The sequence below is a fragment of the Streptomyces sp. NPDC034043 genome, from assembly GCF_055575675.1.
Map to the genome: position 1 here is coordinate 45,945 of NZ_JBVISF010000010.1, position 20,998 is coordinate 66,942.

22 protein-coding genes and 2 tRNA genes are annotated in these 20,998 nt (G+C 72.9%); 12 read left to right on the top strand and 12 right to left on the bottom strand.

Features of this window, described 5'->3' with window-relative positions; all coding sequences use genetic code 11:
- The first annotated feature begins 50 nt into the window (after nt 1-50).
- The 3 genes from ACZ51S_RS23375 to ACZ51S_RS23385 all read left to right on the top strand — a co-directional run bounded on the left by ACZ51S_RS23375 (nt 51) and on the right by ACZ51S_RS23385 (nt 3,203).
- A complete protein-coding gene (locus ACZ51S_RS23375) occupies nt 51-824 on the top strand; it encodes an SDR family oxidoreductase (protein ID WP_468476443.1) in 774 nt (257 codons plus the stop codon).
- Nucleotides 821-2,530 (top strand): class I adenylate-forming enzyme family protein, encoded by a 1,710-nt coding sequence (locus ACZ51S_RS23380; RefSeq protein ID WP_468961892.1) that lies wholly within the window; start codon nt 821-823, stop codon nt 2,528-2,530. Before ACZ51S_RS23375 ends, ACZ51S_RS23380 begins: the two co-directional genes overlap by 4 nt.
- Before the next feature lie 61 nt (nt 2,531-2,591).
- Nucleotides 2,592-3,203: a TetR/AcrR family transcriptional regulator gene (locus tag ACZ51S_RS23385; RefSeq protein WP_388943506.1), complete on the top strand. Its 612-nt coding sequence runs from the start codon at nt 2,592-2,594 to the stop codon at nt 3,201-3,203.
- On the opposite strand, the gene ACZ51S_RS23390 is transcribed toward ACZ51S_RS23385, so the two are convergent.
- Nucleotides 3,200-4,339, bottom strand: coding sequence for an alkene reductase (locus ACZ51S_RS23390; protein ID WP_468476441.1), 1,140 nt, complete (start codon nt 4,337-4,339; stop codon nt 3,200-3,202). The genes ACZ51S_RS23385 and ACZ51S_RS23390 overlap by 4 nt on opposite strands.
- 74 nt (nt 4,340-4,413) lie before the next feature.
- Between ACZ51S_RS23390 and ACZ51S_RS23395 the strand changes: the two genes are divergently transcribed.
- A complete protein-coding gene (locus tag ACZ51S_RS23395) occupies nt 4,414-4,794 on the top strand; it encodes a MerR family transcriptional regulator (RefSeq protein ID WP_388943510.1) in 381 nt (126 codons plus the stop codon).
- Here ACZ51S_RS23395 and ACZ51S_RS23400 read toward each other — a convergent pair.
- The 7 genes from ACZ51S_RS23400 to ACZ51S_RS23430 all read right to left on the bottom strand — a co-directional run bounded on the left by ACZ51S_RS23400 (nt 4,782) and on the right by ACZ51S_RS23430 (nt 10,058).
- The gene (locus ACZ51S_RS23400; RefSeq protein ID WP_468476439.1) at nt 4,782-6,017 is read right to left on the bottom strand and encodes an acyl-CoA dehydrogenase family protein; all 1,236 of its coding nucleotides are present in this window, start codon (nt 6,015-6,017) and stop codon (nt 4,782-4,784) included. The genes ACZ51S_RS23395 and ACZ51S_RS23400 overlap by 13 nt on opposite strands.
- A gap of 13 nt (nt 6,018-6,030) precedes the next feature.
- Nucleotides 6,031-7,056, bottom strand: a complete 1,026-nt coding sequence (locus ACZ51S_RS23405; protein WP_468476438.1) for a phosphotransferase family protein — start codon at nt 7,054-7,056, stop codon at nt 6,031-6,033.
- Nucleotides 7,057-7,188: 132 nt separating this feature from the next.
- Nucleotides 7,189-8,100, bottom strand: a complete 912-nt coding sequence (locus ACZ51S_RS23410; RefSeq protein ID WP_468476437.1) for an MBL fold metallo-hydrolase — start codon at nt 8,098-8,100, stop codon at nt 7,189-7,191.
- A 109-nt stretch (nt 8,101-8,209) separates the two neighbouring features.
- Nucleotides 8,210-8,506, bottom strand: a complete 297-nt coding sequence (locus tag ACZ51S_RS23415) for a hypothetical protein (RefSeq protein ID WP_468476436.1) — start codon at nt 8,504-8,506, stop codon at nt 8,210-8,212.
- 273 nt (nt 8,507-8,779) lie between these two features.
- Complete coding sequence (locus ACZ51S_RS23420) at nt 8,780-9,100, bottom strand: DUF202 domain-containing protein (RefSeq protein ID WP_468476435.1); 321 nt, start codon at nt 9,098-9,100, stop codon at nt 8,780-8,782.
- On the bottom strand, nt 9,097-9,495 hold the full coding sequence (locus tag ACZ51S_RS23425; RefSeq protein WP_468476434.1) for a YidH family protein: 399 nt from the start codon (nt 9,493-9,495) through the stop codon (nt 9,097-9,099). The genes ACZ51S_RS23420 and ACZ51S_RS23425 overlap by 4 nt, the downstream gene beginning before the upstream one ends.
- Before the next feature lie 20 nt (nt 9,496-9,515).
- Entirely contained in the window at nt 9,516-10,058 is a 543-nt protein-coding gene (locus ACZ51S_RS23430) for an NUDIX domain-containing protein (protein ID WP_468961895.1), read from the bottom strand.
- A gap of 87 nt (nt 10,059-10,145) precedes the next feature.
- Between ACZ51S_RS23430 and ACZ51S_RS23435 the strand changes: the two genes are divergently transcribed.
- Nucleotides 10,146-11,801 (top strand): FAD-binding dehydrogenase, encoded by a 1,656-nt coding sequence (locus tag ACZ51S_RS23435; protein WP_468476432.1) that lies wholly within the window; start codon nt 10,146-10,148, stop codon nt 11,799-11,801.
- Nucleotides 11,802-11,832: 31 nt separating this feature from the next.
- Here ACZ51S_RS23435 and ACZ51S_RS23440 read toward each other — a convergent pair whose 3' ends face one another.
- A complete protein-coding gene (locus ACZ51S_RS23440; RefSeq protein WP_468961897.1) occupies nt 11,833-12,246 on the bottom strand; it encodes an ASCH domain-containing protein in 414 nt (137 codons plus the stop codon).
- 279 nt (nt 12,247-12,525) lie between these two features.
- On the opposite strand from ACZ51S_RS23440, the gene ACZ51S_RS23445 reads away from it, so the two are divergent.
- From ACZ51S_RS23445 to ACZ51S_RS23455, 3 genes are all read left to right on the top strand, one after another.
- Nucleotides 12,526-13,476, top strand: a complete 951-nt coding sequence (locus tag ACZ51S_RS23445) for a hypothetical protein (protein WP_388943536.1) — start codon at nt 12,526-12,528, stop codon at nt 13,474-13,476.
- 31 nt (nt 13,477-13,507) lie between these two features.
- Entirely contained in the window at nt 13,508-15,058 is a 1,551-nt protein-coding gene (locus ACZ51S_RS23450) for an APC family permease (protein WP_468961899.1), read from the top strand.
- 218 nt (nt 15,059-15,276) lie between these two features.
- Nucleotides 15,277-16,716 carry an amino acid permease gene (locus ACZ51S_RS23455; protein WP_468476428.1) on the top strand — a complete coding sequence of 480 codons (1,440 nt, stop codon included), beginning with the start codon at nt 15,277-15,279 and terminating at the stop codon, nt 16,714-16,716.
- Nucleotides 16,717-16,848: 132 nt separating this feature from the next.
- Here ACZ51S_RS23455 and ACZ51S_RS23460 read toward each other — a convergent pair.
- Both ACZ51S_RS23460 and ACZ51S_RS23465 read right to left on the bottom strand, forming a co-directional pair.
- Nucleotides 16,849-16,933, bottom strand: a tRNA-Leu gene (locus tag ACZ51S_RS23460).
- 171 nt (nt 16,934-17,104) lie between these two features.
- A tRNA-Leu gene (locus ACZ51S_RS23465) sits at nt 17,105-17,189 on the bottom strand.
- Between the two features lie 168 nt (nt 17,190-17,357).
- On the opposite strand from ACZ51S_RS23465, the gene ACZ51S_RS23470 reads away from it, so the two are divergent.
- From ACZ51S_RS23470 to ACZ51S_RS23480, 3 genes are all read left to right on the top strand, one after another.
- Nucleotides 17,358-18,683: a M20/M25/M40 family metallo-hydrolase gene (locus ACZ51S_RS23470; protein WP_468476427.1), complete on the top strand. Its 1,326-nt coding sequence runs from the start codon at nt 17,358-17,360 to the stop codon at nt 18,681-18,683.
- Between the two features lie 156 nt (nt 18,684-18,839).
- The gene (gene chpH / locus ACZ51S_RS23475) at nt 18,840-19,073 is read left to right on the top strand and encodes a chaplin ChpH (protein ID WP_468173157.1); all 234 of its coding nucleotides are present in this window, start codon (nt 18,840-18,842) and stop codon (nt 19,071-19,073) included.
- A 193-nt stretch (nt 19,074-19,266) separates the two neighbouring features.
- Nucleotides 19,267-20,046, top strand: coding sequence for a chaplin (locus ACZ51S_RS23480; RefSeq protein WP_468961970.1), 780 nt, complete (start codon nt 19,267-19,269; stop codon nt 20,044-20,046).
- 39 nt (nt 20,047-20,085) lie between these two features.
- Here the strand turns inward: ACZ51S_RS23480 and ACZ51S_RS23485 are convergent, their stop codons facing one another.
- Entirely contained in the window at nt 20,086-20,274 is a 189-nt protein-coding gene (locus ACZ51S_RS23485; RefSeq protein ID WP_388943548.1) for a DUF5703 family protein, read from the bottom strand.
- A gap of 47 nt (nt 20,275-20,321) precedes the next feature.
- Between ACZ51S_RS23485 and ACZ51S_RS23490 the strand changes: the two genes are divergently transcribed.
- On the top strand, nt 20,322-20,996 hold the full coding sequence (locus ACZ51S_RS23490; RefSeq protein WP_468961901.1) for a hypothetical protein: 675 nt from the start codon (nt 20,322-20,324) through the stop codon (nt 20,994-20,996).
- Nucleotides 20,997-20,998 lie beyond the last annotated feature (2 nt).

Genomic DNA, 20,998 nt, shown 5'->3' on the forward strand with positions numbered 1-20,998 from the left:
ACTGGTTAGTCTGCCCGGGATCCGGCCGGTCCGGCAGGCAGTGACGAAAGGTGACCCCCGTGAGCGCGTACCAGGACCAGCGAGTCGTCGTCACCGGCGCGGGCGGCGGCATCGGCGCGGCCCTCGCCCACCGCTTCGCCGCCGAAGGGGCCACCGTGGCCGTCAACGACCTCGACCCCGTCAAGGCCGCCGCCGTGGCGGACGCCATCGGCCCCCGGGCGGTCGCCGTCCCCGGCGACGCCTCCACGGTCGCCGAGCGGGCCCGCGAGGCCCTCGGCGGCACGGTGGACGTGTACTGCGCCAACGCCGGACTCGCCTCCGGCGGCGACGCCTTCGCCGACGAAGCCGTCTGGGAGGCGGCCTGGGACACCAACGTCATGGCGCACGTGCGCGCCGTCCGGACCCTGCTGCCCGACTGGCTGGAGCGGGGCGGCGGCCGCTTCGTGTCCACGGTCTCCGCCGCCGGACTGCTGACCATGATCGGAGCGGCCCCGTACAGTGTCACCAAACACGGTGCCCTCGCCTTCGCGGAATGGCTCTCGCTGACCTACCGCCACCGGGGCGTCCAGGTCCACGCCATCTGCCCGCAGGGGGTGCGCACCGACATGCTGACCGCGTCCGGTTCGGCGGGGGAGCTCGTCCTGGCGCCGACCGCGATCGAGCCGGAAACGGTCGCCGAAGCACTGTTCGACGGCATGGAGAAGGGCCGGTTCTTGATCCTCCCGCACCCCGAGGTGGCGGACTTCTACGCCGCCCGCGCGACCGGCCCCGACCGGTGGCTGCACTCCATGAACCGCCTCCAGCAGAAGTGGGAGGGCTCGTGACGCCCCCCGCAACCGGGTCTCCGTACGCCGCCCGGCCCTGGCTGCGCCGGCTCAGTCCCGCCCAGCTGGCCCCCGTGGCACCGCCGCCGAGCGTCCTGCACGCGTTCCGCGCGGCCGCGGCCCGCGCCCCCGGGCGCACGGCACTCGCGTACTTCGACGGCCGGATCTCCTACGCCGAGGCCGACGCGCTGTCCGACTCCCTCGCCGGGTACCTGGCCGGGCGGGGGATCGGGCGGGGCGACCGGGTCGCGGTCATGCTGCAGAACACCCCGCACTTCGTGCTCGCGGTGCTGGCCGCCTGGAAGGCCGGGGCGGTGGTCGTCCCGCTCAACCCGATGTACAAGTCCGCGGAGGCCGGGCACGTCCTGCGCGACTCCGGTGCCGCGGCGCTGGTGTGCGAGGGCGGGACGTGGCGGGCGCACCTGCGCGCGGCGGTGCGGGGGAGCCGGGTGCGGGTCGTCCTGACCGCGCGGGACACGGACTTCCAGACCCGCGACGACCCCTGGGTCTTCCCGCCGTCCGACTCCGCCGCCGACGCTCCCGCCGCCGGCGCTCCCGCCGCCGACCCCGCCGGCCCCGCCGCTCCCGCCGATCTGCTCGCCGTCGCCCGGCAGAGCCGCCCCGCGCCGGCCGATCCGGGGCTCGGCGCCGCCGACGCCGCCCTCATCAGCTACACCTCCGGCACCTCCGGCACCCCCAAGGGCGCCGTCAACCCGCACGGCGCGGTCACCTACAACGCCACCCGGCAGGTCACCGGCCACCCCCTCGCCGAGGGCGCCGGGTACTTCGCCCTCGCCCCGCTCTTCCACATCACCGGCATGGTCTGCGAGCTCGCCGCCTGCTTCGTCAACGCCGGCACCCTCGTCCTCGCGCACCGCTTCCACCCCGGGGCCGTCCTCGACGCCTTCCTCGAACACCGGCCCGCCTACACCATCGGCCCGGCCACCGCCTTCACGGCCCTCGCCGCCCACCCCGACGCCACCCCGGACCACTTCGCCTCCTTCCAGGTGGTCTCCTCCGGCGGCGCCCCGCTCCCGCCCGCGCTCGTCGAGCGCCTCCGCGCCTCCTTCGGGTTCTACCTGCGCAACGGCTACGGCCTCACCGAGTGCACCGCCCCCTGCGCCTCGGTCCCCGCGCACCTCGAAGCGCCCGTCGACCCCGCCACCGGCACCCTCTCCGTCGGGGTCCCTGGCGCGCAGACCCTCGTACGGATCCTCGACGAGCAGGGCCGCGAGGTGCCCCTCGGCCGGACGGGCGAGATCGCCGTACGGGGACCGCAGGTCGTGCCCGGCTACTGGGGCCTGCCCGGGGCCACCGCCGAAACCTTCCCGGACGGCGAACTGCGCACCGGGGACGTCGGCTTCATGGACCCCGACGGCTGGCTCTACGTGGTCGACCGCAAGAAGGACGTGATCATCGCCTCCGGGTTCAAGGTCTGGCCGAGGGAGGTGGAGGACGTCCTGCACACCCACCCCGCCGTACGGGAGGCGGCCGTGGTCGGCGTCCCCGACGCCTACCGGGGGGAGAGCGTCAAGGCCTACGTGACCCTGCGCCCGGGGGCCTCGGCCGGGCCGGCGGAACTCGCCGCGTACTGCGCCGAGCGCCTGGCCGCGTACAAGTACCCGCGCGAGGTCGAGGTCCTGCCTGTTCTTCCCCAGACCACCAGTGGCAAGATCCTGCGACGAGAACTGCGCGAGCGCGGCTGAAAATCGTCGGACGGTCGTACAGCGCGGGACAGGTCAGGATCAGGAGAGGAAGGCGAGCACCATGGCCGCCAGGACCACCGAGGGCCCCGAGGACGGAAACCGGGAGACCCCGGTGCCGCAGCGGCTGCTGGCCGTCGCCACCAGGCTCTTCGCCGAACGCGGCTACGACCGCACCTCCGTGCAGGAGATCGTCGAGGCGGCCGGGGTGACCAAGGGGGCGCTGTACCACTACTTCGGTTCCAAGGACGACCTGCTGCACGAGGTGTACGCGCGCATGCTGCGCCTCCAGCAGCAGCGGCTCGACGCCGTGGCCGGATCCGACGCCCCCGTCGGCGAGCGGCTGCGGGCCGCCGCCGCCGATGTCGTGGTCACCACGATCGAGAACCTCGACGACGCGATGATCTTCTTCCGGTCGATGCACCAGCTCAGCCCGGAGAAGTACAAGCAGGTACGGGCGGAGCGCCGGCGCTACCACGAACGCTTCCGCGCGCTGGTCGAGGAGGGCCAGCGCACCGGGGTGTTCTCCACGGCCACGCCGGCCGACCTGGTGGTGGACTACTACTTCGGCTCCGTACACCACCTGTCCACCTGGTACCGCACGGACGGCCCGCTCACCCCGCACCAGGTCGCCGACCACCTCGCCGACCTCCTGCTGCGCTCCCTGCGCCCCTAAGCCGCACGGGCCGCATCGGCGGCTTCTGCCGCATCCGTGAGCGCCGGGTAGTCGGTGTAGCCCTCCGGCCCGTGTACGTGCATCAGGAACTCCGGGCGGAGCGGGTTCAGCGGAGCGCCCGTGCGCAGCCGTTCCACCAGGTCGGGGTTGGCCAGGAAGCCGCGCCCCAGGGCGACGAGGTCGGCGCCCCGCGCCAGCAGCCGCTCTCCCCGCCGCCCGCCGGCGTCGGCGGCGAGTTCCTCGCGGGAGGTCCGGGGGTTGGCGATCAGGACGCCGGGCCAGGCCCCGCGCAGTTCCGCGAAGCCGGGCCCGTCCGGGTCGGCGTACTCCACGTGCAGGTAGACGGGCTCCAGTTCCGCCAGCGCGGCCAGGAGCGCCGGGTAGAGCACCTCGGTGTCGCTCTCCTCGACGCCGTTGACCTCCACCCCGGGGGAGACGCGTACGCCGACCCGCCCGGGCCCGACGGCCTCGACGACGGCCCGGACCACCTCGACGGTGAACCGGATCCGCCCCTCGACCGGCCCGCCCCACGCGTCGGTGCGCAGGTTGGTGTTGGGCGCGAGGAACTGGTGGAGCAGGAGGCCGTTGGCGGCGTGCACCTCCACCCCGGCGAAACCCGCCTCCACTGCGTTGCGGGCGGCGCTCGCGAAGTCGGCGATGGTGGAGCGGATGTCCTCCTCCGTCATCGCACGCGGTGTGACGGGGTCCTGGAGCCCGGTGGGGGTGTGCAGCGGCTCCGGGAGCGGGACCTCGGACGGCGCGAGCGGGAGGTGGCCGCTGGTGTCGGGGTGGCCGATCCGCCCGCCGTGCTGGAGCTGGAGGAACATCCGCCCGCCGGCGGCGCGCACCGCGTCGGTGACCCGCCGCCACCCGGCGGCCTGCGCCGGGGTGTGGATCCCCGGGATGTGCGGATAGGTCTGTCCGACGGCGTTCGGCGTCGTGGCCTCGGCGATGATCAGGCCGGCCGAGGCGCGCTGTGCGTAGTAGGCGGCCATGAGGTCCCCGGGCACCCCGTCGGCGCCGGCGCGGTTGCGGGTCAGCGGGGCCATCACCAGGCGGTTGGGGAGTTCCAGGCCGCCGAGGCGGGTGGAGGTGAAGAGGCGGGAAGCGGCGGGGGTCTGTCGTGTCTGCGTCATGCCGGTACCGTAGAACCTGACACCAGTGTCAGGTTCAAGGCGGAAGGCCCGCCCGACTACCCCCGGGGACGACCATGCGGATCGGTGAACTGGCGAGGCGCACCGGAGTCGGTGAGCGCTCGCTGCGCTACTACGAACAGCAGGGCCTGCTGGTCTCCGACCGGACGCCCGGCGGCCACCGGGACTTCCCCGAGCGGGCCGTCGACCGCGTCATCCGCATCCAGGAGCTCTACGCGGCCGGACTGCACAGCTCCAAGATCGCGCAGATCCTGCCCTGCATGCGCGACGAGGACGGCGGCCCGTCGCTGCGCGCCACCCCCGCCCTGGTGGCCGAACTGGCCACCGAGCGGGACCGGATCGACCGGATGATCGGCGACCTCGTCCGCTCCCGCGAGGTGCTGGACGAGGTCATCGAGGCGGCCTCGGGCCGCTCCCCGGCGCCCTACGCCCGGTAGCGCCCGAGCTCGCGGTGGGCCAGCGAGCGCTGGTGCACCTCGTCCGGCCCGTCCGCCAGCCGCAGCGTCCGCGCGGCCGCCCACAGTTCGGCCAGCGGCAGGTCCTGGCTGACCCCGCCCGCACCGTGCAGCTGCACCGCCTGGTCCAGGATCCCCACGACCGCGCGCGGGGTGGCGATCTTGATGGCCTGGATCTCGGTGTGCGCCCCCCGGTTGCCGACCGTGTCCATCAGCCAGGCCGTCTTCAGCACCAGCAGCCGCAGCTGCTCGATGGTGACCCGGGCGTCCGCGATCCAGTTCTGTACGACTCCCTGCGCGGCCAGTTCCTTCCCGAAGGCGGTACGCCCCACCGCGCGCCGGCACATCAGCTCGACCGCCCGCTCCGCCATCCCGATCAGCCGCATGCAGTGGTGGATCCGGCCCGGGCCGAGCCGGGCCTGGGCGATGGCGAAGCCGGAGCCCTCCTCGCCGATCAGGTTCCCCGCCGGCACCCGGGCCCCGTCGAAGACCACCTCGGCGTGGCCGCCGTGGTCGTGGTCCGCGTACCCGTACACCGTCATCGCCCGGCGCACCTCCACGCCCGGGGTGTCGCGCGGGACCAGCACCATCGACTGCTGGCGGCGCGGGTCGGGGCCGCCCGGGTCCGTCTTGCCCATCACGATGAAGACCTTGCAGTCCGGGTTCATCGCCCCCGAGATGTACCACTTGCGCCCGGTGACCACGTACTCGTCGCCGTCCCGCTCGATGCGGGTCTCGATGTTCGTCGCGTCCGAGGAGGCCACCTCGGGCTCGGTCATCGCGAACGCGGAGCGGATCTCCCCGGCCAGCAGCGGCTCCAGCCACTGCTTCTTCTGCCCGGCGTCGCCGAACTGCGCGAGCAGTTCCATGTTCCCGGTGTCCGGGGCCGCGCAGTTGGTCGCCATCGGCGCCAGGTGCGGGCTGCGGCCGGTGATCTCGGCCAGCGGGGCGTACTGGAGGTTGGTCAGGCCGGCGCCGTGCTCCCCGTCCGCGCGGCCGTGCTCCTTCACGAAGAAGAGGTTCCACAGCCCCTGCCGGCGCGCCTCGGCCTTCAGTTCACCGAAGACGGCCGGGGTGTCCCAGGGCGAGGCCAGCCGCGCGCGCTGCTCGGCGGCGACCGGTTCCGCCGGGTAGACGTACTCCTCCATGAACGCGAGCAGCCGCTCGCGGAGTTCCTCGGTCCGGGTGTCGAATGCGAAGTCCATGCGGCTCGGCTCCTCAGCCTTCCTGAAGGGTGGTCAGTCCGTGTGCGATGAAGACCGGGACCAGCTCGCCGATCCGGTCGAAGCCCGTGCCGACCGTCTGCCCGAGCGTGTACCGGTAGTGGATGCCCTCGAGGATCACCGCGAGCTTGAACCAGGCGAAGGCCGTGTACCAGGCGATCGCCCCGGTGTCGCGCCCCGAGCGGGCGGCGTACCGCTCGACCAGCTCGGCGGGCGCCGGATGGCCGGGCGCCCCGCTCGTCGTGCTGACCGGGGACTCGGCCAGGCCCAGGTCGGAGCTGTACATCACCAGCAGGCCGAGGTCCGTCAGCGGGTCGCCCAGGGTGGACATCTCCCAGTCCAGCACTGCCCGGATCGTGTCGTCCGGACCGCCGATCAGGACGTTGTCCAGCCGGAAGTCCCCGTGCACCACGGTCGGGGCGGGGGAGCGGGGCAGCGCCCGCCCCAGGGCCCCGTGCAGTTCGTCGATCCCGGGCAGCTCCCTGCCCCTGGAGGCCGCGAGCTGCTTCCCCCAGCGGCGCAGCTGCCGGTCGAGGAACCCCTCGGGCCGGCCGAAGTCGCCCAGGCCCACCGCCCCCGGGTCCACCGCGTGCAGCTCGACCAGGGTGTCCACCAGCCCCAGGACCGCCCGCCGGGTGCGCTCGGGCCCGATCCCCGCGAGCTGCCCGGCGGTCCGGTACGGGACCCCGTCCACGTACTCCATGACGTAGAACGGCGCCCCCAGCACCTCCTCGTCCTCGCACAGCAGCAGCGGCCCCGGCACCGGTACGGCCGTCCCGTGCAGGGCGGAGATCACCCGGTGCTCGCGCCGCATGTCGTGTGCGGTGGCCAGGACGTGCCCCAGCGGAGGCCGCCGCACCACCCAGCGGGCCGCACCGTCGGTCACCTCGTACGTCAGGTTCGACCGGCCGCCCTCGATCAGCCGGCCGCTCAGCGGCCCCGCCGTGAGCCCGGGCAGCGCGGCCTCGAGGTGGCCGCGCAGCCGTCGCAGATCGAGGCCTCGGGGATCGGCTGGGGTCATGGGGCGCGCCTCCGTACGGGTCGACGACGGGGTTCTCGGTCCGAGGCCATCATGCCGACCAGTCGGTATGCCGTCCATAGGGTGGCCGGAAGAACTCCCTCCCGGCCCGGCGCCCTCAGGGTGCGGGCGAGGTCACGCGTGACACAGGATGGGCGTTCCGCCGTTCATCACCGTCATGTCCCGCAGCACCGCCATGATGTCCAGTGGCGCCCCCTCCGGCTCCCCGGCCAGCTCCGCGTACGCCCGGTGCAGGTTCGCCACCAGCCGCTCGCTCTCCCGCCAGGCCGCGAACTCGCCCAGGTCGGCCCCGCGCGCCACCTCCAGCGGGGTCAGCCCCTTCTCCCGTCCGTCCCGGGCCAGTTCGGCCACGTAGCGCAGGTAGCGCGCGGTCGCGTCGTACGCCGAGGCGTCGGTCAGCGGCCCGTGTCCGGGTACGACGGTCTCCGCGCCCAGCGTGCGCAGCAGCTCCAGCGCCCGCAGCGAGCCGGCGAGGGAGCCCATCGCGAGGAAGGGGGTGCCCCCGGCGAAGACCAGGTCCCCGGTGAACACCACCCGCTGCCGGGGCAGCCACACGACCGAGTCCCCGGTGGTGTGGGCCACGCCCGGATGGATGACCCGGACCTCGGTGTCCCCGACGTACAGGGTCAGCCGGTCGCTGTACGTGAGGTCGGGCGCGGTGATCCGTATCGCGCCGAAGTCGGTCGCGGGCCAGATCAGCTCCAGCTGGTGCCCGGCGGCGAGCTGCTCCGCGCGTGCGTTGTCGTGCCCGACGATCAGGGCGCCGGGGGTGAAGGCGGCGTTGCCGTAGGTGTGGTCGCCGTGGTGGTGGGTGTTGACGACCGTCCGGGGCCGCGGGACCCCGGCCGCCGCGACGGCCGCGCGTAGGGCCAGCGCCCGCCGCTCGGTGGCGGCGGTGTCGACGAGCAGGGTGCTCCCGCCGTCGCTGATCCAGCCGGCGTTGTTCAGGCACCAGCCCCCGTCGGGCTGGACGTAGGCGTACACCCCGGCCGCGGGCTGGACGACGTACGGCTCTTCGACGGTCATGGACGCTCTCCCCGGGTCGCTGTGACAGGCGGTCAGCATCCTGTCAGCCGGGATCCGCGCCGGGCGGAGCGGGGGCGGTCCGCGGCGCGGGCCGCCCTCCGCCGGTGCGTCAGTGGTCGTCGTAGTGGCCGTCGTGCGCGGCGTGCCGGTGCCCGTCGTGCAGGTAGTCCAGGTGGTCGCCGTGCGGGACCGCGTCGTGCCCGCAGGCCTCGCCGTGCTCGTGGGAGTGGCCCTCGTGCGGGGCGTGCCCGGAGGGCTCGCATTCGTCCCAGTGCCCGGAGTGCTGCCGGTGCAGGTGTCCGTCGTGCGCATAGTCGAGGTGGTCGCCGTGCTCGACCGCCGTGTGCCCGCAGCCGGGGCCGTGCTCGTGGACGTGCGTGGGGTGTTCGTGGTGCAGGGTCGTCATGGCGCAGAGGCTAGCCCGTCTCTTCCGGATCTTGCCTGACCCGCGCCGCCCGGTACCGCACCTCGCCGTGTTGTCGCGGCACCCGAGGACGTCCAGTAATCGGGAGCCGCTCCGCCTTGCGATGCACGGCACCGGACGACGCGGGCTTAACCGACAAGATCCGAAAGAGACGGCCTAGTCCTCTACGGCCCGGATCACCCGTTATGCCCCCGGGTGTCATCGTGGCGCGCCACTGTCCGGACCGTCGGACGACCGGACCGTCGGACGAGCGGCTCAGACGATGAGCGCCATCGCGAACACCGCCAGGCCCACGGAACACAGCACCGCCCCCAGCGCCACCCGGGGAGCGAGCCCCGGCGGCCGGGCCCCGGCCAGCTCCCGCACCCGCCGGTGCGCCACGGCCAGGAAGGCCACCCAGATCAGCGCGATCACCGCCGCCCCGGCCACCTCCGTCCGCGAACCGGTGCCGTGCAGGGCCTGCCGCACCGCCAGCACCGCCGTGACCGAGCAGGCCAGCGTCGTACGCCGCCACGCGAGCCGCGTCCGCTCCGGCTGGAGCCCCGCGTCGCGCGGGGCCGCACCGGGAACGCTCACCGCCCGTCCGTCCAGCCCAGCAGCACGACCAGGACCATCACCACGGCCACCAGCCCCACCCCCAGGCCCAGCACCACGGGGAACCGCGACACCGGCAGGTCCTCGCCCCGCCGCATGGCCCGCTCGCACCGCATCCAGTGGTTCACCGCCCGCAGCGCGCACGCCGCCCCCACCGCCAGCAGCGCGAAGGCCATCCCCACCCGCACGCCCCACCGCAGGTCCGGCAGGAACTGGTCCACCGCGAACCCGCCGCCCACCAGCGCCAGCGCGGTCCGGATCCAGGCGAGGAAGGTCCGCTCGTTGGCGAGGGAGAAGCGGTAGTCCGGGGTATCGCCCTCGTCCCGCAGCCGCTGCGGTGCGAACCAGAGCCGCACGTCCTTGACGAAGTCGATCACGTGGCCAATTTACGTCCCCGTCACGAACCCGGCGCGCCCTGGGTCCCGCCCTCCTCCCGGAACGCCCGCAGCCGCCGGTACGCCTCCAGCCCGTCCGGCACCCACGCCCACTCCCCGCCGACGATCCTGCGGTCCAGTTCCTCCCGCGGCAGCCAGGCGTACCAGTCCACCTCGGAGGCCTGCGGAGCCACCGGCAGGGTGCACCGCACCTCGTGCACGTACGACCACCACCCCCCGCCCGGCCCCTGGTACAGGAACTTGAACAGCGGCTCCGGACGCGGCAGCCCGCTCACCCCCAGCTCCTCCCGGGCCTCCCGCAGGGCCGCCTCCGCGTACTCCTCCCCGGCGCCCAGCACCCCGCCCACGAACATGTCGTAGTGCGAGGGGAAGACCAGCTTCGAGGCGGTCCGGCGGTGCACGAACACCTGCCCCCGCGCGTCCGTGGCCAGGACGAACACGCACCGGTGGAGCAGTCCCCGGCCGTACACCTCGCCCCGGGGTGCCTGCCCGACGACCCTGTCGTCCCGGTCCACCACGTCCAGTACCTCGTCAGCGGGATCCATGGATCCATCCAACCACCGCTGTTGACTGGTTACCGCTCCGTAGCAAAGGATCTGCCCCACCACCGAGCGACCGGAGGACCGGCAGGCATGACGTACGACGCTGACGTGATCGTGATCGGAGCGGGCCTCGCGGGTCTCGTGGCCACCGCCGAGCTCGTCGACGCGGGCCGCAGGGTGATCCTCCTCGACCAGGAGCCCGAGCAGTCGATCGGCGGGCAGGCGCACTGGTCCTTCGGCGGTCTGTTCTTCGTGGACTCCCCCGAGCAGCGCCGGATGCGCATCAAGGACAGCCGCGAGCTCGCCCTCCAGGACTGGCTCGGCACCGCCGGGTTCGACCGGGAGGAGGACGCCTGGCCGCGCCGCTGGGCCGAGGCGTACGTGGACTTCGCGGCTGGCGAGAAGCGTTCCTGGCTGCACTCCCGGGGGGTGCGCTTCTTCCCGGTGGTCGGCTGGGCCGAACGCGGCGGCTACGACGCCAACGGCCACGGCAACTCCGTGCCCCGCTTCCACATCACCTGGGGCACCGGCCCCGGCCTGCTGGAGCCCTTCGTGCGGCGGGTCCGCGCGGGGTCCGCCCGCGGGCTGGTCCGGTTCGCCTTCCGCCACCGGGTCACCGGGCTGTCGGCCACGGCCGGCGCCGTGGACACCGTCACCGGCGAGGTCCTGGCACCCTCGGACGCCGTACGGGGCACCGCCAGCGGCCGCGAGACCGCCGGCGCGTTCAGCCTGCGGGCCCAGGCGGTGATCGTGACCAGCGGCGGCATCGGCGGCAACCACGACCTCGTGCGCGCGCAGTGGCCCGAGCGCCTCGGCACCCCGCCCGCGCGGCTGCTCTCCGGTGTCCCCGCGCACGTGGACGGCCTGATGCTGGGTGTGGCAGAGGCCGCCGGGGCCAGCCACATCAACAAGGACCGGATGTGGCACTACACCGAGGGCATCGAGAACTGGGACCCCGTCTGGGCCCGGCACGGCATCCGCATCCTGCCCGGCCCCTCCTCCCTGTGGCTGGACGCCACGGGCAAGCGGCTGCCCGTACCGCTCTTCCCGGGCTTCGACACCCTCGGCACCCTCGACCACATCATGCGCACCGGCCACGACCACACCTGGTTCGTGCTCAACCAGCGCATCATCGGCAAGGAGTTCGGCCTCTCCGGCTCCGAGCAGAACCCCGATCTGACGGGGAAGTCCGTGCGCGACGTGATCAACCGGGCCCGCCAGGCGGTGCCCGGACCGGTCAAGGCCTTCATGGACCGCGGCGCGGACTTCATCGTGGAGCGGGACCTGTCGGTGATGGTCCGCCGGATGAACGAGCTCACCGAGGAGGACCTGCTCGACGAGGACACCGTCCGGCGCGAGATCACCGCCCGGGACCGGGAGATCGCCAACCCCTTCACCAAGGACCTCCAGGTGACGGCCATCCACGGGGCGCGCAGGTACCTCGGCGACCGGCTGATCCGCACCGCCGCCCCCCACCGCGTCCTGGACCCCGCGGCGGGCCCGCTGATCGCCGTCCGGCTCTCGATCCTCACCCGCAAGTCCCTCGGCGGCCTGGAGACCGACCTGTCCTCCCGCGTCCTGACCCCCTCCGGGGAGCCGCTGCCCGGCGTCTACGCGGCCGGCGAGGCCGCCGGCTTCGGCGGCGGGGGCGTCCACGGCTACCGCGCCCTGGAGGGCAGCTTCCTGGGCGGGTGCGTCTTCTCGGGCCGCGCCGCGGGCCGCGCGGCCGCCCGCGCCGTCGGCTGACCCGGGGCCGCGCGGACGCCGGGGCGGGGCGTCACAGGAGGCGGAAGCGTTCGGCCACGACCAGGGTGTCGTCGTCCACCGTGAAAGCCGGGTCGCCCATCTCCGCCCGCAGCGGCTCGCTGTGCCAGAACCCCTCGTGCGCGGAGCGCCATTCGGCCACCGAGGCGAAGCCCTCGCCCTCGTCCAGCGCGTGCCGCAGGCCGACCTCGGCCAGCCGCAGCACCCGTACGTCCGTCACCTCCAGGGCGGCCAGCGGCTGCTCCGCGGAGTCCACCAGCGCCATGCGTTCCCCCGGCCGGGGCAGCGGCTCGTCCGCGGTCTCGTACTGCCCCATCAGGCCCGTTGTCGTGGTCTTCGCGCCGCTCAGCACGGCGGCCACGAGCCGGTCGCGCTGTTCGCCGGGGAAGCCCAGCTGGAAGGGGGGAAGATCGCCGAAGTTCGTCATGCGCCCCACCCTACGGACGGACGTCGCAGGTCACACCCGGATTCCGAACCGTCCGCCGCGTCCCAACCCGCCCCTTTTGCGCACCAGTTGAAACGCGCCACCCAGTGGACCGGACCTTGACTCGGAGCTGTGCCTACCGGTTTGCTGTGCGTGATCATCCGGATTGACCACCGGCATGATCGAGCCGCCCCGTCGGCATCCCATGCGCACCACCCATACCCCGTGCGTGCACCCGTGTACGCAGTCCACCCGCGCCCGCGTCCTGGAGGGAAACCGCGGATGTCCCCGCCTCCGCCGCCCCTCGGCCGCGCCCGCAAGCGGGACGCCCAGCTCTTCGACCCGGCGCTGTGCGATTCCGAACTCGTGGGCGTCCGCAGTCAGTTCACCCAGGGCCGCTGGGCCAAGGCCCGTACCCTCCTCGTCGCCACCGGCGACGACTGGGACCGCCGCGGCCACCGCCTCGTCGTCCTCGCCCAGACCCCGGCCGCCACCGCCTGGGCCGGCGAGTGGCTGCTCGCCGAACCCGACAGCGCCGACGCCGCCACCCTCCTCGCCTGCGCCTCCGTGTTCACCGCCCTGCGCGGCAAGAGCAGCCCCGAGGCCGCCGACGAGGCCTGCCGCCGCGCCGCCGCACTGCTCCCCGCCGACCCCACCCCCTGGCTCGGCCTCCTCATGCTCGCCCGCGCCTTCGGCACCGAAGAGGAGTTCAGCCGCCACTTCGACCAGGTGCGGGCCCGCCACCGCGAGCACCACCACGCCCACCACCTCATGGTCGCCAAGCTCGCCGAACGCACCCCCGCCGCCGGCCTCGACCCGCTCCACGAGGTGTACGACTTCGCCGCCTGGGCCGCCGAGGAGTCCCCGGCCGACTCCCCGCTCGCCGTGCTGCCCGTGATCGCCCACGCCGAGCGCTTCCGCGTCCTCGCCGCCGCCCGGGGCGGCGCCGCCGGCGAGGCGGCCGCCGAGCACTGGACCGGCCGCCGGGCCCGCCAGGTACTGCGCTCCGCCTTCGACTGGTGGCTGGAGTGGGAACGCGAGGACCACCCCCGCAACCGGGTCGACCTCAACTTCCTCGCCCACGCCAAGCTCTGCGAGGGCCGCCCCGCGGAGGCGGCCGCCCTCTTCCACCGCATCGGCAGCCACGCCACCCGCGCCCCCTGGTCCTACCCGGACCGTGATCCGCAGAAGGCCTTCCTCGCCGCGCGCAGTGCCGCGCTCGGCACCGCCTGACCAGCCAGTCCACCCCCGAAAGGACCCTGCCATGCCGACGGGCAGATCCACCACGCTCCCAGCCGACTCCGCGGCCGAGATCCGCACGTACAAGGGCCAGGACCGCGCCCTGCGTGCCGACCGGCTCGGCACGGCCGGACTGCTGCTCTCCGTCCTCGCCGCCAGCGCGCCCCTGATGGTCGTCGCAGGTGTCATGCCCACGATCTTCGGGGTCATGGGCATCGTCGGCCAGCCGCTGCTCTTCGTCATCCTCGGCGTCGTCCTCGCCCTGTTCGGCGTCGGGTACGCCGAGATGAGCCGCCACGTCCACAACGCCGGCGCCTTCTACGCCTACATCGCCCGGGGCCTCGGGCCCACCGCCGGCGCCGCCGCCTCCCTCGTCGCCCTCGTCGCCTACAGCGCCATGCAGGTCGGCGTCTACGGCATCCTCGGCTTCGAGATGTCCGGCCTCTTCGCCACCTACCTCGACACCCGGGTCGCCTGGTGGATCCCGGCCCTGCTCGCGGTCGCCGCCACCGGCGCGCTCGGCTGGCTCAAGATCGACCTCAACGCCAGGGTGCTCGGCGTCCTGCTCCTCATCGAGTGCGCCCTCGTCGTCGTCTTCGACGTCGCCGCCCTCGGTGAGCCCGGCCCCGAGGGCCTCTCCCTGCAGGCCTTCGACCCGGCCGCCCTCGGCGGAGCGGGCCTCGGCACCGCGCTGTGCTTCTGCATCGCCGCCTTCGTCGGCTTCGAGCAGTCCCCGGTGTACGCCGAGGAGACCAGCAAGCCGCACATCGTGGTCTCCCGCGTGATGTTCCTCGCCATCGGCTTCGCCGCCGTCTTCTTCGCCCTCAGCGCCTGGGCCCTCACGGTGGCCGCCGGTCCCGCCGGGATCGTCAAGGCCTCCGCCGAGGCCGGGCCCGGCCTGCTCTTCGAGCTCACCAGCAGCCGCCTCGGCGGCGCCTTCACCGACGTCCTGCACGTGCTCTTCGTGACCGGCATGTTCGCGGCCATGCTCAGCTTCCACAACGTCGTCGCCCGCTACGCCTTCGCGATGGGACGCGAGGGCCTGCTGCCCGCCCGCTTCGGTCGCACCAACCCGGGCACGGGCGCTCCCGCCACCGGCTCCCTGCTGCAGACCGTCGTCGCCGCCGTGGTCGTCCTCCTCTTCGCCGTCACGGACTCCATGCCCGCCGGCGACCCGACCGCGCCCGTCCTGCACCTGTTCACCTGGATGGGCAGCGTCGGCGCCCTCGGCGTGACCGTCCTGATGGCGGCGGCCTCCTTCGCCGTCATCGCCTTCTTCGTCCGCCGGGGCACCGCCGGCGCCCAGGTCTGGCGGCTGGTCGCCGCGGGCCTGGCCGGCCTCGCCCTGGTCGGCATCGCGCTCTACACCGTCAAGGACTTCGCCCTCCTGGTCGGCGCCAAGCAGGGCTCCGCGCTCAGCTGGGCCCTGCCCGCGGTCATCGCCGTCGCCGCCCTGGGCGGACTGGTCCACGGGCTGCTGCTGAAGTCCCGCCGGCCCGAGGTCCACGCCCGGATCGGCCTGGGGAACGAGGCCTTCCGCCTCGACCAGGCCGCGGAGGCCGCCCCGGGCGCCTGAGGGCCCCCGCCTCGCATTCGTACCCCTGGGCAGCCCCCGGAGACGGTTTCCATGGTCCCCGGGGGCTCACGGGCGCAGGAGGCCGATTTTGGCGGGGGGCCGAAGCTCATGGTCTCCTGGGTCGGCAAATCACCGGAACCGCTGCACGGGGGATACCACCCAGCTCCCCCGCACACGGCCCGGCCTTCCTGTCCGACCCCACGAAGGCGACCTTCCGCATGAGCGATCGCACCTTGACCGAGCCCCCCGCCAAGGCGTCCCCACGCCCTGTCGACGCCGGTGACGAGGGCTACAGCAAGGACCTCAAGTCCCGCCACATCAACATGATCGCCATCGGCGGCGCGATAGGCACCGGCCTCTTCCTCGGCGCCGGAGGCCGCCTCGCCGGCGCGGGCCCCTCCCTGGCCATCGCGTACGCGGTGTGCGGTGTCTTCGCCTTCTTCGTGGTCCGGGCGCTCGGCGAGCTCGTCCTCTACCGCCCCTCCTCCGGCGCGTTCGTCTCGTACGCGCGCGAGTTCATGGGGGAGAAGGGCGCCTACACGGCCGGCTGGCTGTACTTCCTCAACTGGTCCACGACCACTGTGGCCGACATCACCGCCGCCGCGACCTACGCCCACTTCTGGTCGATGTTCACCGACGTCCCCCAGTGGGTGCTCGCCTTCATCGCCCTGGCCGTCGTCCTGACCGCGAACCTGATCTCGGTGAAGTACTTCGGCGAGATGGAGTTCTGGTTCTCCCTGGTCAAGGTCGCCGCCCTGGTGATCTTCCTGATCGTCGGCATCTACCTCGTCGCCACCAGCCACGACATCGGCGGTACCACCCCGGGTCTGGCGAACATCACCGACAACGGCGGCCTCTTCCCCTCGGGCGTCCTGCCGATGCTCCTGGTGGTCCAGGGCGTGGTCTTCGCGTACGCCTCCGTCGAGCTGTGCGGCGTCGCCGCCGGTGAGACCGAGAACCCCGAGAAGATCATGCCGAAGGCGATCAACTCGATCATGTGGCGCGTGGGCATCTTCTACGTCGGCTCCGTGGTCCTGCTGGCCCTGCTGCTCCCGTACACCGCCTACTCGGCCGACCAGAGCCCCTTCGTCACCGTCTTCGACAAGCTCGGCGTCCCCGGCGCCGCCGGCGTCATGAACCTGGTCGTCCTGACCGCCGCCCTGTCCAGCCTGAACTCCGGCCTCTACTCCACCGGCCGGATCCTGCGCTCGATGGCCATGTCCGGCTCCGCCCCCAAGTTCACCGGCGTCATGAACAAGGGCAAGGTCCCCTACGGCGGCGTGCTCTTCACCGCCGCCTTCGGCGTCGCCGGCGTGGGCCTGAACTACTGGATGCCCGGCGAGGCCTTCGAGATCGTCCTCAACCTCGCGTCCATCGGCATCCTCGGCACCTGGGCCATGGTCATGATCTGTTCCCTCTTCTTCTGGCACCGCTCGAAGAACGGCCTGGTCGAGCGCCCGTCCTACCGCCTCCCCTGGGCCCCCTACACCCAGATCGTGACCCTGGTCTTCCTGGTCGCGGTCCTGGTCCTGATGTGGAGCGACGGAGGCGTCGGCCGCACCACGGTCATGTTCCTCCCGGCCATCGCCGCCGCCCTCGTCGGCGGCTGGTTCCTGGTCCGCCGCCGCGTGGCGGAGCTCGCCGCCGCCAACGACTGACCCCCACGGCGTACGAGAGGCCCCCGGGCCGGGATCAGGGATCCCGGCCCGGGGGCCTCTTCCGTGCTGCCGGTTTCCGGCCATGCCGGGGGAACGAAGAAGGACCCCGCCGCAGCGGGGTCCTTCCGTGTGTGTCCGAGGGGGGACTTGAACCCCCACGCCCGATAAAGGGCACTAGCACCTCAAGCTAGCGCGTCTGCCATTCCGCCACCCGGACCGGGTGTGCGCCGTACGTTCCTCGCGGCCGTTGCGACGTGGAAAACATTACCAAACATTCCGGGGTGGCTCGTCCCCGCCCTCCCGCACCCTCCATCCCCCCGGCACGCCGGTTTCCGGCCATGCCGGGGGAACGAAGAAGGACCCCGCCGCAGCGGGGTCCTTCCGTGTGTGTCCGAGGGGGGACTTGAACCCCCACGCCCGATAAAGGGCACTAGCACCTCAAGCTAGCGCGTCTGCCATTCCGCCACCCGGACCGGGTGTGCGCCTCACGTCCCTCACGGGCCGTTGCGACGTGGAAAACACTACCAAACGGCTGGGGGTCCTCGATCACACCCCCGGTGGGCGGGGAACGCCCTTGGGCGGACGGGCCCGGGGCGGGAGGATGGGGGCGGCATCCGGTACTGATCAGTGGGAGGAACAGCGTGAGCGCATCGGGCGCGGGCAAGGCCGTCTCCGGACAGGACGAGGTCGTCGACCTCTGCCGGGACCTCATCCGGATCGACACGAGCAACTACGGGGACCACTCGGGCCCCGGTGAGCGCAAGGCGGCCGAGTGGGTCGCCGAGAAGCTGGCCGAGGTCGGGCTGGAGCCGCAGATCTTCGAGTCGCACAAGGGGCGGGCGTCGACCGTGGCCCGGATCGAGGGTGAGGACCCCTCGCGGCCGGCCCTGCTGATCCACGGGCACACCGACGTGGTCCCGGCCAACGCGGCCGACTGGACCTACGACCCGTTCTCGGGCGAGATCGCCGACGGCTGCGTGTGGGGCCGCGGGGCGGTCGACATGAAGGACATGGACGCGATGACGCTGGCCGTCGTACGCGACCGCATGCGCAGCGGGCGCAAGCCGCCCCGCGACATCGTGCTGGCCTTCCTGGCGGACGAGGAGGCGGGCGGCACGTACGGGGCCCGGCACCTCGTCGACAAGCACCCTGGCCTCTTCGAGGGCGTCACCGAGGCCATCGGCGAGGTCGGCGGCTTCTCCTTCACCGTGAACGAGAACCTGCGGCTGTACCTCGTGGAGACGGCCCAGAAGGGCATGCACTGGATGCGGCTCACGGTCGAGGGCACCGCGGGCCACGGCTCCATGACCAACAACGACAACGCGATCACGGAGCTGTGCGAGGCCGTCGGACGCCTCGGCCGCCACCAGTGGCCGGTGCGGGTCACGAAGACCGTCCGGCACTTCCTCGACGAACTCTCGGACGCGCTCGGAACCCCGCTCGATCCCGACGACATGGACGCGACGCTCGCCAAGCTCGGCGGGATCGCCAAGATGGTCGGCGCGACGCTGCGCAACTCCGCGGCCCCGACGATGCTCGGCGCCGGCTACAAGGTCAACGTCATCCCCGGGCAGGCCACGGCGCACGTGGACGGCCGCTTCCTGCCGGGCTACGAGGACGAGTTCTTCGCCGACCTCGACCGGATCCTCGGCCCGCGCGTGAAGCGCGAGGACGTCCACGGGGACAAGGCCCTGGAGACGGACTTCGACGGGCGGCTCGTGGACGCCATGCAGGGCGCCCTGAAGGCCGAGGACCCGATCGCGCGGGCGGTCCCGTACATGCTGTCCGGCGGGACGGACGCCAAGTCCTTCGACGACCTCGGCATCCGCTGCTTCGGCTTCGCTCCGCTCCAGCTGCCGCCGGAGCTGGACTTCGCCGGCATGTTCCACGGCGTGGACGAGCGGGTCCCGGTGGACGGGCTGAAGTTCGGCGTCCGGGTCCTGGACCGGTTCATCGACAACGCCTGACGGGCGGAGCCCCTGATAACGCCGGAGATTCGGGAAGGTGTGCGGATTCCACTGAGAAGAGTGAATGCGCTCATACGCTCGTAGCCCCGGTGATCCCTCCTCGTTACAGGTGGTGCGGTCCGCGGCTGGGACCGCACTTGCCTACTAGGAGGAACAATGCTCAAGAAGGTTGTCGCCGCTGCGGCTGCCACCGGTGGTCTGGTTCTCGCGGGTGCGGGCGTGGCTGCCGCCGACGCGGGTGCCCAGGGTGCGGCCATCGGCTCCCCCGGTGTCCTGTCCGGCAACGTCGTCCAGGTTCCGGTTCACATCCCGGTGAACGTCTGCGGCAACACCGTGAACATCATCGGCCTGCTGAACCCGGCCTTCGGCAACACCTGCGTCAACGCCTGACGCTTCTGAAGTTCTGGCCCCGGAGTGCATCCAGCGCTCCGGGGCCGCCGGGCTTTTCCGGCCCGGAAGCCCACTTGTACGGCGCGGCAGGCGGGGGAACCTTTATGGCCTGCGCGTCGAACGGAACGTACACACCAGGGGACGAGTACAGATGCGACGACCGGTTCAGGTCACGAGGAAGACGTTGATCACGATGGCGGCCGCGGGCGGTGTCCTCGCGTTCGCCGGTGGCCAGGCCCAGGCGGACTCGGGTGCGTCGGGGCACGCCTCGAACTCTCCGGGCCTGCTGTCCGGGAACAACGTGCAGGCGCCGGTGGACGCGCCGGTGAACGTGTGCGGCAACACGGTGACGGTGGTGGGGGGACTGAACCCGGCCTTCGGGAACCGCTGCGCCAACCAGTCGGGCAAGCCGCAGCACCCGGGCAACCCGGGCCAGCCGGGTAATCCCGGTCAGCCGGGGAACCCCGGCAATCCCGGGAACCCCGGCAACCCTGGGAACCCCGGGAACCCTGGGAACCCCGGCAATCCCGGGAACCCCGGCAACCCTGGGAACCCCGGGAACCCTGGGAACCCCGGCAATCCCGGGAACCCCGGACAGCCCGGCCACCCCGGTCAGCCGGGACACCCCGGCCACCCCGGACACCCGGGCGGTGGGCACGAGGAGCCGTGCGACGACGACGAGCCCGGCCGGCCGGGGAACCCCGGCACTCCGGGCGGTCACATCCCGGGCAACCCCGGCGGCCAGTCCCCGGGCAACTCCGGCACCCCGGGCGGGCACACCCCCGGCAACCCCGGCGCCGGCCCGGTCGCCCCGGGCAAGCCCGGCGCCCCGGCCACCCGACCCGGCCAGGGGACGGAACCCGTCCTCGCCGCCACGGGCGCGGGTGACGCCATGACGGCCGGCGTGCCGCTCGCGGGCGGCCTGCTGTTGGCCGGCGCCGTGCTCTACCGGCGCGCCCGCCAGGCCGCCTGACGGCCCCTCACGGCGCGGGCCCCGCTCCCGGGGCCCGCGTCACCAGGTCGCGCGGACCTGGCGGATGATCCGGCGGCGCAACCGCGCGCGGCGGCTGCCGTCCCGGTACAGGGTCAGGCGGTCCAGCTCCCAGTTTCCGTATTCCGCATGATCGGTCAGCAGTCGGGTGGCCTCCTTGCGGGGGGTCCCGCGAGGCACGTACACGTCGACGAATTCGTATTCCGGCATCGCATCTATTGTGCGGGCACCGGCCCGCTACGGATAGCGTCTGCACTATGTCTGATGCCGCTCTGCCCACTGTTGCCGAGGTACGCGCCGCCGCCGAGGCGGTCAAGGCCGCTCTCGACCGTCACCTCGCCGCGGTCGAGAGCAGGATCGGGGACGAGGACCCGGCCGTCTACGCCGCCTTCAACGAACTCGCCGCCGCGGCCGAGGAGTACGACGAACTCCTCTACGACCGCTACGACGAGGTCACCCCCTTCGAGATCCCCGCGCCCGAGACCGGTGTCCCGTACACCGGCCCCGCCGAGCCCGCCGCCTTCAGCGTGCTCATCCGCCGCGACTACGCCGTCGTCGAACCGGCCCGGCTGGTCGCCCAGGCCGAACGGGTCGCCGCCCATGACCGTGACGCCGAACTCCTCGACGACGGCGGTACCGCCGGAGCGCTGGGCGTCCTCTTCGGGGAGTACGAGCCCGACGAGATCGCCTCCCGCTACAAGGAGTTCGGTCTCGAGGAGGGCGACTCCACCCTCTGGATCGCCGCCCTGGAGGAGGTCGCGGAACCGGGGGACTGGCTCAACTCCCCCTTCGGATCGACCGATCCGCAGGACGTACTGCACCGCTTCGACGTGAGCTCGGTCTTCGACGAGGATCCCGACGACGCCGGCGAGGGCGACGAGGACGTCGCCGACGAGGAGAGCGCCGCCGCGTCCGGGCTCGCCCCGGCCTGAGT